Raw genomic sequence first — 13,496 nt, forward strand, 5'->3', positions numbered from 1 at the left:
CGATGCCCGCCCCCGACCTCCCGGCGACTGTCGCTCGGCTACGCGAGACCTTCGACACCGGGCGGACTCTCGATCTCGACTGGCGCCGCGCCCAACTGCGGGCACTCATCGCGATGCTGACCGACAACGGCGATGCCATCGTGGAGGCGGTGTCGGCGGACCTTCGCCGCCCACCGTTCGAGACCTGGCTGGCCGAGATCGTCGCGACGGTGAACGAGGCTCGCTACGCAGCGCGCAATGTCGGCCGCTGGACGCGGCGCAGGCACCGGTTACTGGAGTGGACGCAATTGCCGGGGCGGGCCTGGATCCAGTACGAGCCGTACGGCACCGTGTTGATCATCGGTCCGTGGAACGTCCCGTTCCAACTCACCCTGACCCCCGCGATCGGGGCGATCGCCGCCGGAAACACCGTGGTGCTCAAGCCATCCGAACTCGCACCGGCATCGTCGAAGTTGATGTCCGAGCTGATACCGCGCTACCTCGACCCCGAGGCGGTCACCGTTGTCGAGGGCGACGGAGTCACTACCCAACAATTGATCGCGCAGGGGCTGGACCGGGTGCTGTTCACCGGCGGCACCGCGATCGGTCACAAGATCATGGCGACCGCAGCCGATCATCTGACCCCGGTCACGTTGGAGTTGGGTGGTAAGAGCCCGGTGATCATCGCCGCCGACGCCGACGTGAAGACTGCTGCGCGGCGGATCGCCTGGATCAAGGTGATGAATTCCGGCCAGATCTGCATCGCTCCCGATTACGTCCTGGTGCACGCGGCCGTGCGGGATCGGTTCCTGGAGGAGATCCGCGCGGCCATCGAGGAGTTCCGGGCCGGAATGCCGACCGGGTTGCCGATCGTCAACGACCGTCACTTCGCCCGCCTGACCGCCGCGCTGACCGCCACCGCCGGTGACGTCGTGGTCGGCGGCGGCAGCGATGCCGGGCGTTTGGAGCTCCAGCCCACGGTCGTCGTCGACCCCAGTGCAGACGAACCGCTGATGACCGACGAGATCTTCGGCCCGGTCCTGCCGGTACTGACTGTCGAATCGGTCGAGAGCGCGATCGAATTCGTCCGACGGCGGCCCAAACCCCTTGCCGTGTATCTGTTCACCGCTTCCAAGCAGACCCGAGAACAGGTGGTTCGTCGGGTGCCGGCAGGCGGCATGGTGATCAACCAGCTGCTGCTTCAGGTGGCGACGGCGAAGATGCCATTCGGCGGTGTCGGGCCATCGGGGATGGGTGCCTATCACGGCAGGTTCGGATTCGAGGAGTTCAGTCACCGTAAATCGGTGCTCACCAAGCGGACTCGCCCGGATCTGACGGCCATGTTCTATCCGCCGTACACCGACAAGAGATTACGGCTGCTGCGCCGGTTGGCGTGACGCCTGCCAGTACACACGAACTTCGGAGAAACCCATGGATGCCAGCCTTGTTCGGGACAGCCCCTTCCTGACCGGTCATCACCAGCCCAACCGGATGGAGGTCGATGCACCCGACCTGGTGGTCCGAGGGCGACTGCCGGACGATTTGGCCGGGGTGTTCTACCGCAATGGCGCCGAGCCGCTGTACCCGCCGTCCGACGAGGACTACCACTGGTTCGACGGCGACGGCATGGTCTATGCGTTCTTCATCGAGAACGGCAGGGTGTCGATGCGCAACCGTTGGGTGCGCACCGACAAGTTCCTGCTCGAACGGGGGCAGGGCCGCCGGATGTTCGGTGTGCTCGGAAACCCGATGACAACTGACCCGGGGGCGGTGGGCACCCGCTACAACACCGCCAACACCAACGTCATCATCCACGGCGGCAAGCTGCTCGCCCTGATGGAGGGCGCACCGCCGGTGGCGTTGGACCCGCGAACTCTGGACACCCTCGGCGAGGAGACTTACGACGGCCTCATCTCCACCACCTTCTCGGCTCATCCCAAGGTGGACTACGCCACCGGCGAGCTGATCAACATCGGCAACGCGGTGCACGGGCTGGGCGGGGATGCGGTGATTCGTTATGACGTCATCGATTTCGACGGCGTACCCGTGGTGACGGAGCTGATCCCGGTACCGCATATGACGATGCTGCACACCTTCTTCGTCACCGAGAACTGGGTGGTGTTCCCGGTGATGCCGTTGGAGCTGAGCTTGCAGCGAGCCATGAGTGGCGGGCCGATGACGGCCTGGGTGCCCGACCGGCCCTCCAAGCTGGGCCTGATGCCACGCCGGGGGACCGCCGCCGACGTGCGCTGGATCGAGGTGGAGGCCCGGCACATGCTGCACGAGGCCAACGTGTGGGAGCAGGACGGCAAGATCGTCGCCGATGTCGCCGCCGCGGAGGGCACCGCACTGTTCCCCGACATCCACGGAAATCGGGCCGACCATGCCGAAACCCGACAGAGCCTGCGGCGCTGGACGATTGATCCGCTGGCGCCGTCGGACACCCTCAACGAGGAGATCGTCAACGACCGCGACATCCAGTTCCCACGGCCCGACGACCGCTTGATGGCGCAGCGCAGCCGGCACGCGTTTGCGAACAGCAATCTGCAGTCGTGCGACGGGCGGGTGGAGGGCATGGATTCGGCCCTGCGGGTGGACACCGTGACCGGGGTCGAGGATCTCTACCACTTCGGCGCGGGCACCGCGGTAGGGGAGCTGATCTTCGCGCCGCGGGTCGGCAGCACGCACGAACTCGACGGCTATGCCGTGACATTGGTGCATCGCGCCGGCGCCGCAGAAAGTGAGCTGGTGGTCTTCGATGCCGCCGATATCGCCGCCGGGCCGATCGCCAGCGCGGTCATCCCGTTCCGGATCCCGAGCGGCTTCCACTGCAGCTACTACAGCGTGGACAGCCCGCTGTACCGGCAGGCTTTCGTTCCGCGCTGACTCCGCGCTGAGGGTGCGGGCCTCTCGTACTTTTGCGCCCTACCCGCAGGGTGAACCGGGCCGGATGCCCAAGAAACCGTCGTTGACACTGAGAAGTGATCTCTGTTACTAATTAATTATCTGACCGACCAATAGATGGGAAGCTGATGACGCCTGGAACCGCAGAGCTGACGCAGATCTTCACCACCGCCACGCGCATCAAGATCTGCGATGAGAAGTTCCGGTCGCTGATCCTCACCGGCCAGGTCAGCGCCCAGTACTACTCGCCGCGTGGGCAGGAGATCGTGTCCGCATCGATCGGCGCGCTGCTGCGACCGGACGACTATCTGGTCACCACCTATCGCGGTCTGCATGATCAGCTCGCCAAAGGTGTGCCGATGCGGGAACTGTGGGCCGAGTTCTTCGGCAAGGCCACCGGCACCTGCAAGGGCAAGGGCGGCCCGATGCACATCACCCACCCCGAATCCGGGCTGATGGTCACCACCGGGATCGTGGGCAGCGGGCTGCCCATCGCCAACGGCCTGGCCCTGGCGTCCCAGCTGCAAGGCGGTGACCGGGTCACCATCGTCAACTTCGGTGACGGCGCGACCAACATCGGCGCGTTCCACGAGGCCTGCAACCTGGCATCGCTGTGGAAACTGCCGGTGGTGTTCTGTTGCCACAACAACCGCTACGCCGAACACACGTCCTTCGAGGACGGCACCAGCGTGGACCGGGTGGCCGACCGTGCGGTGTCCTACAAGATGCCCGGCGTACGGGTCGACGGCAACGACGCGGTGGCGATGTACAGCGCGGCACGCACCGCGATCGATCGGGCTCGTACGGGTGACGGGCCAACCCTTTTGGAAGCCATGACCTTCCGGTTCTACGGCCATCAGATGTCAGATCAGAACGAATACATGAAACCAGGCGAACTCGACGCCGAGCGTGCTGCCGACCCGGTGCTTCGGTTGCGAGCCAAGCTGATCGAGGAGCAGGTGCTCACCGAAGACGGCGCCGCGGCCATCGAGGCGCAGGCCAAGGCCGAGGTGAACGACGCCTTCGAATTCGCCGAATCCAGCCCGGTTCCCGACCTTTCCGAGCTGTTGACCGATGTCTACGAAGGGGTGTGAGGTATGACCGCCGCGACAGCGACCACTGAAACCGTAGAGACCGTCCCGATGCTCGGCTTCCAGGCTCTCGGCAGCGCGCTCGACGACGCACTGTCCCGGGACCCGTCGGTGATCCTGCTGGGCGAGGACATCGCCGACCCCAGTGGCGGGGTGTTCAAGGTGTCTGCCGGGCTGTCGACCAAGTACGGCGCCGACCGGGTGCGCGCGACCCCGATCAGCGAGCAGGCCATCGTCGGCGCGGCGGTGGGCGCCGCGATCGCCGGCATGAAGCCGGTTGCCGAGATCATGCTGATGGATTTCCTGGCCGTGTGCCTGGACCAGGTGTCCAATCACGCCGCCAAGCTGCGCTACATGTCGGGCGGGCAGACCACCGTGCCGCTGACCATCCGTTGCGCGGCCGGCGCCGGGATGCAGTTCGGGGCACAACATTCGGAGATGCTCGAGGCCTGGCTCACCCACGTTCCAGGTCTCAAGGTCGTCGTGCCCAGCAATCCCGCCGACGCCAAAGGGCTGCTCACCGCGGCGATCTTCGACCCCGACCCGGTGGTGATCGTCGAGCAGAGCCTGCTGTACTTCGCCCCGCCACAGCCGGTTCCCGTCGGCCACCACGTGGTGCCGCTGGGTTCGGCGGCAACGGTGCGCCCGGGCCGCGACGTCACCCTGATCAGCTATGGCAGGCAGGTGCACACCGCCTTGGCCGCTGCCGAGCAGTTGGCACAGGAATCGATCGACGCCGAGGTGATCGACCTGCGATCGCTCGTGCCGCTGGACGAGCGCACGGTGCTGGAATCCGTGGCCCGCACGAGGCACGCAGTGGTGATCCACGAGGCCGTGCGCCGCGGCGGATACGGAGCCGAGCTCGCCGCGCTGATCACCGAGAACCTGTTCGACGAACTCGGCGCTCCGGTGGCTCGGGTGGCCGGTCCGGACACCCCGGTCCCGTTCGCCAAAGTGCTCGAGGACGCATTCGTCCCGGGCGAGGACGCCATCGTGGCAGCCGCCAAGCAGGCAGTCTTGCGGTCGCGGGCCGCCGCCGGATCGAACGGCTAATCTTCGTGGTCCATGCGATCGAGCACTACGCTCGTCGGGACGCGCAAGCCCTCGCCCTCTCCGATGGCGCCACCTCGTTGACCTGGACGCAGCTCAACGAGCGGCTGAACCGCACCGTCAATTGGCTGCTTTCCCAGGAGATTCCGTCGGGCCGGCGGGTGGCGGTGCTTGGTGTCAACAGTGTGCACGTGGTGCTGGCGCACCTGGCCGTCACGTACGCGGGATTGTCGGCGGTGCCGGTGAACTATCACCTGACCGCCGACGAGATCGGCTACATCCTGCGTGACGGGGCGGTGCACACGGTGCTGTGCAGCACCGAAACCGCCGCCACCGTGCGCGCCGCGGACGCCGATGTTCAAGTGGTCTCCTGGGATGACCTGGACTCCGCGCTGGCGCAGTATCCGGCTTCCGAACCGTCCGCAGACATCGCACCGGCCAAGCCGCTCTACTACACCTCCGGGACCACCGGATATCCCAAAGGGGTGGAGCTGCCGGACCAGATGTTTCCCGGTGGCGCCTCGATGGTCGAATATGTTGCGCGAGTAATCGATTCACCGATTCGAACCCCGGGCAGGCAACTTGTCGTCGCCCCTATGCACCACACCGGTCCGATGGCCGGGGTGCGCGGGATCCTGGCCGCCCAGCCGTTGGTGATCCTCCCGCGCTTCGACGCCGAGCAGGTGCTGGCCACCATCGCTCGGGAGCGCGTCGAGGCCACCATGATGGTGCCCACGCACTTCTCCCGACTGCTGCGAGTGCCCGACGAGGCGCGCGACCGCTACGACGTCTCCAGCCTGCGCAGCATCGTGCACACCGGCGCGGCCTGCCCGGTCGAGGTCAAACGCGCCATGATCGAGTGGTTCGGCCCGATCCTGATCGAGGCCTACGGCTCCACCGAAGCCGGCACGGTCACCCTGATCACCTCGCCCGAGTGGCTTGAGCACCCGGGATCGGTGGGGCGCGCCATGCCCGGCTACAACCTGACCGTCCGCACCGAGGACGGCGAGATTGTGCCCACCGGCACAACGGGTTTGGTGTGTGTGCAGTCCACGGTCGGACATCATCCGGCCTATCACGGCGATCCGGAGAAGACACGGCGCAGCTACGTGGCCGACGGGGTGTTCGCGCTCGGAGAGATCGGTTACCTCGATGCTGACGGCTATCTGTACCTCACCGATCGTGCCTCCGACATGGTGGTCAGCGGCGGGGTCAACGTGTACCCGGCCGAGTCCGAGGCCGTGCTGCGCCGGCACCCCGCCGTCGCCGACGTGGCCGTGATCGGCGTTCCCCACGACGATCTCGGGGAACAGCTGTGTGCCCTCGTGGTGAGCACCGAAACCGAGGTGACACCGGGGGAATTGGTCGATTGGACGCGAGAACGACTGGCGCACTACAAATGTCCGAATCTGATCGAGATCGTGGACTTCGATCTGCGTTCGGTGATGGGGAAACTGAACAAGCGGCAGCTGCGGGCCCGGTACCTGGCCCGAACGGGCGCTGCTCCGACGCCGGCCGGGAGGCCCTGATGGAGACCGCCGAACTTGCGCGCGAAGCCGCTTCTGCGGAGTTCGCATTCACCGCGGAGCACACCGCCCTGCGCGACGTGCTCGGGGAGTTCTTCGAGGACCCCGGCGATGACGGTTGGCGCAAACTGTTGTCCGACGTCGGTGCCGACGAGATCGTCTTCGACAGCGGACTGCCGGACTCCTCGGCGACAGCCGTGGACTTGGCGATCCTCGCCGAGTGTGCCGGCGCAGCCCTGTTCGGCGGCCCGCTGCTGCCCAGCGTCTCGGCGGGCGTGCTGGCAGCGGGGGTCGGGAACGCCGCGCTGCTGGCACCGCTCCGCGACGGGACGCGAACCGTCGCGGCCGCCAGGGGCGCACAACTGAGCACGAATCTGTCCGGTGGCATCGACGTGACCGCGGTTCCGGTGTGGAATGCCACCGGAGCCGACGTCGTGGTGGTCACCGGAACACTCGACGGCAGGCCTGCGGTGGCTCTCCTCGACAGTGCGGCGGGGCTTGCCGAAGAACTGTCCGGGCTCGATCTGTCCCGCTCTCTGGGGCGGTGGACCGCCCGTGCGGTGCAACCGGCCGTCCTGCTGCACGGCGCGGAGGCCGAAGCAGTACGTACCGCCCTGGCCCGCCGGGCCGACCTGGTCATCTCGGCTGAACTGCTCGGTGTGGCACAGCACGTGCTGGACGCGACGGTGCAGTACGTCGACAAGCGAGTCCAATTCGGTCGGACAATCGGTTCCTTCCAATCGGTCAAGCACCGCCTGGTGAATCTGCTGGCCGCCGTCGAACTCACCCGCTCGGCCGTCTACGGGGCGGCCTGGCGGGTCGGCAGCGAACCTCAGGCATTGGGCACCGACATCGACCTGGAGGTGGCGGCACTGCTGTCGCGGCAAACCGCGCTCGCGGTCACCAAGGCTGCCGTCCAGTTGCACGGGGGTATCGCGATCACCTGGGAGCATTGGGCGCACCGTTACCTGCGAAGGGCCAACTCTGTTGTCGCGCTGACCGGTTCGCCGAGCAAGTGTCGAAGCCGCCTGGCCGGCCTCATCGATCGACGGGAGGCGTGAAGTGGCTGAACACGACGATGAACTCCGCAGAGAAGTCGACCGCTGGGTCGCCGAGCACTTTCCCGAGAAGTTCCGTGGTGCAGTGACATCCGGTAGACGCGTGCTGCTTTCCGACATAGACCGCGACGCGGCCGAAGCGTGGTACGCGGCACTCGGCGAACGCGGCTACACCGTGCCGCACTGGCCACGCGAGCATGGGGGCCTGGGCTACACCGAACAGCAGGCCGCCGTGGTGCGATCGGTGCTGATCGAACGCGGAGCCGGCCTGCCGGACCACTACTTCGTGCCGCTGATGCTGATCGGCCCGGCCATCATGGACTGGGGCACACCGGAACAGAAACACCGGTATCTGCCCGGGATCGTGGCCGGTGCCGACATGTGGTGTCAGCTGTTCAGCGAGCCGGGCGCCGGATCCGACCTGGCGAGCCTGGCCACCCGAGCCGTGCCCGAAGGTGCGTCGTGGCGGATCAACGGGCAGAAGGTGTGGAGTTCGTTCGCCGCGGGTTCCCGCTACGGGATGTTGCTGGCTCGGACCGATCCGGACCGGCCGAAGAACGCCGGGATCACCTGCTTCCTGGTCGATATGGCCTCACCGGGGGTGACCGTGCGGCCGCTGCGCCAACTCACCGGCGACGAACACTTCTGCGAGGTGTTCCTCGAGGACCTGGTGTTGGGGCCGGAGACGGTGCTCGGTGAGGTCAACGACGGTTGGCGCGTGGCCATGACGACGTTGAACGCCGAACGGTCCGGGCTCTCGGAAACCTCCGGTGCCAGCGGTGTGCCGCTCGCGCCCGTGCTCGAGCTCGCGCGTCGGAACGGCCGCTGGAATGACCCTGTGATCCGGGATCGGCTGGTAGACCTGTTCGCCGTCGAGCATGCCCTGGCGCTGACCAATCTGCGTTCGATCGCCGAGTCCCGTACGCCCGGCGGATCTCCCACGGGTTCGATCACCAAGCTGGTGCTGTCCGAATTGTCCCAGGAGATCAGCGAACTCGGCTTCGAGGTGGGCGGTGCCGAAGCCGCCTACTGGGACGACACGATGCCTCCCGAGACGCACAACCTGCTGGACAGCCGCCGCTTCACCATCGCCGGCGGCACGTCCGAGGTGCAGCGCAACATCGTGGGTGAGCGGGTGCTGGGCCTGGAACGCGAGATCGACCCCGGCCGTGGCAAGCCGTGGCGTGAACTGCGGCGCAGCTGACATGCCGACCGTCACCGTCCGGCCCTCCGGGATCACTTTCGAGGCGGCACACGGGCAGACGGTGATGGCCGCCGCGCGGGCGGCGGATGTTCGGTGGCCGACGGTGTGCGGGGGAAACGGGGACTGCCTGGTCTGCCACATCGGCGTGCTCGAGGGATCGGAGAACCTGTCGGAGCCGTCGGCGTCTGAAGCCCAGGCAGTTCGCAACCTCAGCGGCGATCAGGGTGGGCGCGGCGAGCATGTGCGGTTGGCCTGCCAGGCAGGCGTGCTGGGAGACGTGACGGTGGAGAAACGCGGAGTGCGCAAACTGCGTGCCCGACCAGAACAACAAGCAGGACAGGGGGAGTCGGGTGGCTGAGGTCATCGATCCGGGCATCATGAAGGTCAACGACGGACGGCTCAACCTGGTCGGCGGCCGCTGCGACGCCTGCGGTGAGATCGAGTTCCCGCACAAGCAGTCGTGTCGGGACTGCGGCGCTGCCGACATCACGACGGTGCCGCTGGCAGCTTCGGGTGTCCTCTGGAGTTGGACCGTGCAGCGGTTCCCGCCACCGAGCCCGCCGTACTTCGGCGGCGCCGACGACTTCGCGCCGTTCGGCGTGGGCTACGTGGAACTGCCCGGCGAGGTCATCGTGGAGGCGCGCCTGACCGAGTCGGACCCGGAGCGGCTGCGGATCGGTATGCCGATGACCCTGGTGAGCGTCGAAGTCGTCACCGAAACCGGGGAAACCCGACAGACTTTCGCTTTCGCGCCGGTTGCGCAAGGAGGGAATCCGTCATGAATTCGGTGGCGATCATCGGGGTCGGATGCCGACCGTTCGGGCGCTATCAAGACACCTCGGTTCGGCACGAGGCCGTGGCGGCCGTGCGACAGGCACTGGCCGATGCGTCGGTGACCTGGCCGCAGATCGAGTACGCCGTGGGCGGCAGCATGTCAGCGGGGTCGGCCGACACGCTGGTGTCCGATCTCGGTTTGACCGGTGTTCCTTTCGTCAACGTGTTCAACGGCTGTGCCACCGGCAGCAGTTCGCTGATCTCGGCGGTGCACACCATCGAGGCCGGGGCGGCTGACCTGGCACTGGTAGTGGGTTTCGACTCGCATCCGCGCGGAGCATTCGCGATCGACCCCGCCGCGATGGGTCTCGGCGAGTGGTACGGCCCATCCGGCCTCGCCCTCACGTCCCAGTTCTTCGCACTGAAGATCAAGCGGTACCTGCACGAGTTCGGCCTGCCGGAGCGGCTGCTGACCAAGGTGGCGGCCAAGGCGTTCCGCAACGGCTCGCTCAATCCCAACGCCTGGCGCCGTAAACCCTTGTCGGAAGCTGACATCGAAGCCTCGATGATGCTGTCGGATCCGTTGCGCCAGTACATGCTGTGCTCGCCGGGTGACGGAGCCACCGCGGTGGTGCTGTGCAATGCGGACAAGGCCAAGCAGTACAGTCCGCATCCGGTGTACGTCGCCTCCTCGGCGGTACGGACGCGCCGGCCCGGCTCGTTCGAGGTACTCAGTCCGTCGCTGTCGGTGCGTCGTGGGGCCAGCCCGACCGTCGGGGCCGCGGCTGCGGCGTTCGAGCTGGCGGGCATCGGTCCCGCCGACGTGGACCTGGCCCAGCTGCAGGACACCGATGCCGGCGCGGAGATCATCCACCTGGCCGAGACCGGACTGTGCGCCGACGGTGAACAGGCCGAGCTGATCGATTCCGGCGCAACCGAACTCTCCGGACGACTGCCGATCAACACCGATGGCGGATGCCTGGCCAACGGCGAACCGATCGGGGCCTCAGGGCTGCGGCAGATCCACGAGAACGTTCTGCAACTGCGCGGTACCGCGGGCGAACGCCAGGTCCCGGGAGAACCCAGAGTCGCACTGTCGCACGTCTACGGTGCCCCTGGCCTCAGCGGCTGCACGATCCTCACCAGATAGGGGTGCAGCGATGAAGGTGACTGTCGATCCGGATCGGTGTGTCGGGAACGGGATCTGTGAGGCCGTGGCTCCCGATCTGTTCGAGGTCGGCGCCAGCGGTCAGGTTGAGCTGGTGGTCGACGAAATCCCGCCGGAAAAAGGGCAATTGGCGCAGAAGGCGGTGGAGTCGTGCCCCGCGCTGGCCCTGAGCATCGCCCGCCGACCAAACTGAAAGGCTGACCCACGATGGAAATCAAGATGCCGAAACTCGACGTGACGATGACCGAGGGCACCTTTCTCGGCTGGCTGGTACCCGACGGGACGGTCGTGGAGGAGGGTGAGGACCTCTACACCGTCGGTACCGACAAGGTGTCGGCCGATATTCCGGCGCCCAGCGCCGGGGTGCTGCGCCACGGTTCGGCCGAGGAGGACGAAACGTACCCGGTCGGAGCGAGTTTGGGGATCCTGGAAACGTAGCCGCCGAGCCGCGGCTTCATTCCCAGTACTGACCCGCGAGCAGGAACAGGCCCCAGCTGAAGCCGGCGCCGTACCGCCTGCCGTTCCACTCGAAGTCGTACACCTCGTGCGCGGGAAGAACATCGTCGGTGAGGGGATGCCGGTTTGTGAGGGTGGCGGGGCCGAAATACTCGATGAATTCGGCGGTGTCCATGCTCCACGTGGGCTGCTCGCCGGGCGAATCGGCGGGCAGCGGATAGCCCCCGGCGCGGCAGTACTGCGCTGCCTCAATTGTTCCGGCCGGCCCGGTGTGTGCGGTGAACTCGAAACCCGGCCACAACACGCTGCTGAACGACAACGACGTCGAGTCCTGTTTCGCCACGCCGACAACCTGTTTCAGGTTCTCGAAGCGGGAGGATTCGTCTTCCAGTAGCCCGGCGACACGCTGGTGGATACGTTGCGCGTCCTCGGTGGAGATCCCGTATTCCGTCAGGGTCCAATCGATCATGGCCCGCCTGGGAAGCATTCCCCACTTCATCGTCAGCAACTGATAGATCTCGAAATCCGGTACCCCGACCGTCTTCTGGACTGCCAGCGCCGGAGGGATGATGGGCTCTGCTGCTCGTACCCAGGTGGGCTGGTCGGACATCAGATCGTCTCCGCTCGGCACGCCAGCGCAGCTGCCACGAATTCGTCCCGCGCCGGGTTGTCCGTGTTGGCGTTCCAGATCAGTGTCACGCGGGAGGGCCCCAGGTCTTCGATCGGCACGGCTTTCACATCGGGTCGGCGGTAGTAGGCGGTGGTGGATCGGGGCAGGATGACGAAACCCTCGTGCGCGGCAACGTGTTCGAGTTTGTCCTCCACGCTGCGGAACTCGTCGCGCGGCGGTGCCCACCGCTGATCGGGTGCGGCCGCGCACACCCAGTCCGGCACCATTGCAGGGTCCGGCAGTAGCAACAGCCTGGATGCGAGATCGGCGAGGCGCACCGCGGCGCGCGTCACCAAGGCGTCGTCTGCCGGCAGCACCGCGTCCATGGGTTCTTCCAGCAGGGCTGCGCTGCCCAGTCCGCGGTGGTCGACCGGCTCCCGGGCATAGACCACGTCGACCTCGCCCGACCGGACCAACTCCGCCTGCTCGGGCCACGGGACCTGCCGCACGACTGCCCGACGCCGCGGGCCGCCCGCCTCGAACGCCGCGGCCGCCGCTGTTGCCCGCAACCCGGCGATCACTCCGACCGTCACAATCACCGGGTGTCCGGCGGCGCGGGACAGGCGCTGTCGCAGCGCGTGCGCGTCGTCGAGCAGAACCTTGGCGTCCCGCAGCAGCTGCGCGCCGACGGCGGTCAGCTGGGTACCGGTCGAGCCGCGGATGAACAACTGAGCACCGAGCTCGCTCTCGAACGCCCGAATCTGCCGCGACAGCACGGGTTGTGCGATATGGAGACGCTGGGCCGCCCGACCGAAATTCAGCTCCTCGGCGACCGCGACGAAGTACCGCAGCTTGCGCAGGTCGAGGTCCGCGGTGCTCATACCCCGAGGGTATCGCCGAACGACGAAAAGAGTCTTGGACGACGAAGTCGCCGCGAATTCACAGTGGACTCATGAACCTCAAGAACGCACGTGTCCTGATCATCGGCGGCACCTCCGGCATCGGCCTGGGGGTGGCGGCTGTGGTGGCGGACCGAGGTGGCATCCCGATCGTGGTGTCGCGCAACCAGTCCAACGTCGATCGAGCTGTCGCCGAACTGGGTGAGAACGCCCGGGGGATGACCGTCGACCTCGCCGACCCCGCCTCGCTCGGTCGTCTCGTCGATGAGGTCGGGCAGATCGAGCACCTGGTATTCAGCGCGGGGGAGTCGCTCACGATGGTCGGCCTGACCGATCTGACCGCTGCGACCATCACCGAGTTCATCAGCACTCGACTCATCGGCCAGCTGCAGACGGTGCGGGAGTTCGCGCCCCGGATCACGCCGGGCGGGTCGATCACCCTCACCAGCGGCACTGCCGCCGAAAAACCGGGACTCGGCGTGCTGCCCACCGCGGTATGCGGCGCAATCGACGCGATGACCAGGGCGCTGGCCGTCGAACTGGCGCCGTTGCGCGTAAACGCCGTCGCCCCCGGTCCGATCCGGACGCCGCTGTGGTCGGCACTCGGTGAGGAGGATCGGGAGGCCATCTACGAGCAGTTCGCGAGCAATCTCCCCGTCGGCCGGATTGGCGAACCATCCGACACCGCGCTGGCGTACGCGTACCTGATGGAGCAGGAGTTCGGCACCGGGGTCGTGCTGACAGTGGACGGCGGTACGACCTTGGTGTGACTCCCGA

At 66.9% G+C, this 13,496-nt stretch carries 15 protein-coding genes; 13 read left to right on the top strand and 2 right to left on the bottom strand.

Translation table 11 applies throughout. The annotated features are described in order from the left end of the window. The first annotated feature begins 2 nt into the window (after positions 1–2). The 12 genes from AC4ELS_RS22315 to AC4ELS_RS22370 all read left to right on the top strand — a co-directional run bounded on the left by AC4ELS_RS22315 (position 3) and on the right by AC4ELS_RS22370 (position 11,192). Positions 3–1,376 carry an aldehyde dehydrogenase family protein gene (locus tag AC4ELS_RS22315; protein ID WP_498885389.1) on the top strand — a complete coding sequence of 458 codons (1,374 nt, stop codon included), beginning with the start codon at positions 3–5 and terminating at the stop codon, positions 1,374–1,376. A gap of 34 nt (positions 1,377–1,410) precedes the next feature. Beyond that, positions 1,411–2,865: a carotenoid oxygenase family protein gene (locus tag AC4ELS_RS22320; protein ID WP_448445806.1), complete on the top strand. Its 1,455-nt coding sequence runs from the start codon at positions 1,411–1,413 to the stop codon at positions 2,863–2,865. A gap of 146 nt (positions 2,866–3,011) precedes the next feature. Further along, the gene (locus AC4ELS_RS22325) at positions 3,012–3,977 is read left to right on the top strand and encodes a thiamine pyrophosphate-dependent dehydrogenase E1 component subunit alpha (RefSeq protein ID WP_498885387.1); all 966 of its coding nucleotides are present in this window, start codon (positions 3,012–3,014) and stop codon (positions 3,975–3,977) included. 3 nt (positions 3,978–3,980) lie between these two features. After that, complete coding sequence (locus AC4ELS_RS22330) at positions 3,981–5,027, top strand: alpha-ketoacid dehydrogenase subunit beta (protein WP_448445802.1); 1,047 nt, start codon at positions 3,981–3,983, stop codon at positions 5,025–5,027. 5 nt (positions 5,028–5,032) lie between these two features. Continuing rightward, positions 5,033–6,553 carry an AMP-binding protein gene (locus AC4ELS_RS22335; RefSeq protein ID WP_499049333.1) on the top strand — a complete coding sequence of 507 codons (1,521 nt, stop codon included), beginning with the start codon at positions 5,033–5,035 and terminating at the stop codon, positions 6,551–6,553. Next, on the top strand, positions 6,553–7,611 hold the full coding sequence (locus tag AC4ELS_RS22340) for an acyl-CoA dehydrogenase family protein (RefSeq protein WP_499049335.1): 1,059 nt from the start codon (positions 6,553–6,555) through the stop codon (positions 7,609–7,611). The genes AC4ELS_RS22335 and AC4ELS_RS22340 overlap by 1 nt, the downstream gene beginning before the upstream one ends. A 1-nt stretch (position 7,612) precedes the next feature. Next, positions 7,613–8,812 (top strand): acyl-CoA dehydrogenase family protein, encoded by a 1,200-nt coding sequence (locus tag AC4ELS_RS22345; RefSeq protein ID WP_498885381.1) that lies wholly within the window; start codon positions 7,613–7,615, stop codon positions 8,810–8,812. 1 nt (position 8,813) lies between these two features. After that, the gene (locus AC4ELS_RS22350; protein WP_499049337.1) at positions 8,814–9,170 is read left to right on the top strand and encodes a 2Fe-2S iron-sulfur cluster-binding protein; all 357 of its coding nucleotides are present in this window, start codon (positions 8,814–8,816) and stop codon (positions 9,168–9,170) included. Then, positions 9,163–9,594, top strand: a complete 432-nt coding sequence (locus tag AC4ELS_RS22355) for a Zn-ribbon domain-containing OB-fold protein (RefSeq protein ID WP_463793150.1) — start codon at positions 9,163–9,165, stop codon at positions 9,592–9,594. The genes AC4ELS_RS22350 and AC4ELS_RS22355 overlap by 8 nt, the downstream gene beginning before the upstream one ends. Further along, the gene (locus tag AC4ELS_RS22360) at positions 9,591–10,736 is read left to right on the top strand and encodes a thiolase family protein (protein ID WP_448445789.1); all 1,146 of its coding nucleotides are present in this window, start codon (positions 9,591–9,593) and stop codon (positions 10,734–10,736) included. Before AC4ELS_RS22355 ends, AC4ELS_RS22360 begins: the two co-directional genes overlap by 4 nt. A gap of 10 nt (positions 10,737–10,746) precedes the next feature. After that, positions 10,747–10,947: a ferredoxin gene (locus AC4ELS_RS22365; protein ID WP_448445787.1), complete on the top strand. Its 201-nt coding sequence runs from the start codon at positions 10,747–10,749 to the stop codon at positions 10,945–10,947. 14 nt (positions 10,948–10,961) lie between these two features. Beyond that, on the top strand, positions 10,962–11,192 hold the full coding sequence (locus tag AC4ELS_RS22370; protein WP_448445785.1) for a biotin/lipoyl-containing protein: 231 nt from the start codon (positions 10,962–10,964) through the stop codon (positions 11,190–11,192). 16 nt (positions 11,193–11,208) lie between these two features. Here AC4ELS_RS22370 and AC4ELS_RS22375 read toward each other — a convergent pair whose 3' ends face one another. Continuing rightward, complete coding sequence (locus tag AC4ELS_RS22375; RefSeq protein WP_448445783.1) at positions 11,209–11,820, bottom strand: hypothetical protein; 612 nt, start codon at positions 11,818–11,820, stop codon at positions 11,209–11,211. Then, positions 11,820–12,701 carry a LysR family transcriptional regulator gene (locus AC4ELS_RS22380; protein WP_498885372.1) on the bottom strand — a complete coding sequence of 294 codons (882 nt, stop codon included), beginning with the start codon at positions 12,699–12,701 and terminating at the stop codon, positions 11,820–11,822. The genes AC4ELS_RS22375 and AC4ELS_RS22380 overlap by 1 nt, the downstream gene beginning before the upstream one ends. A 71-nt stretch (positions 12,702–12,772) precedes the next feature. Here AC4ELS_RS22380 and AC4ELS_RS22385 point away from each other — a divergent pair, with 71 nt between their 5' ends. Then, positions 12,773–13,489 carry an SDR family oxidoreductase gene (locus tag AC4ELS_RS22385; RefSeq protein ID WP_498885370.1) on the top strand — a complete coding sequence of 239 codons (717 nt, stop codon included), beginning with the start codon at positions 12,773–12,775 and terminating at the stop codon, positions 13,487–13,489. The last annotated feature ends 7 nt before the right edge of the window (positions 13,490–13,496 follow it).

This window comes from Mycobacterium shunyiense (assembly GCF_058270035.1).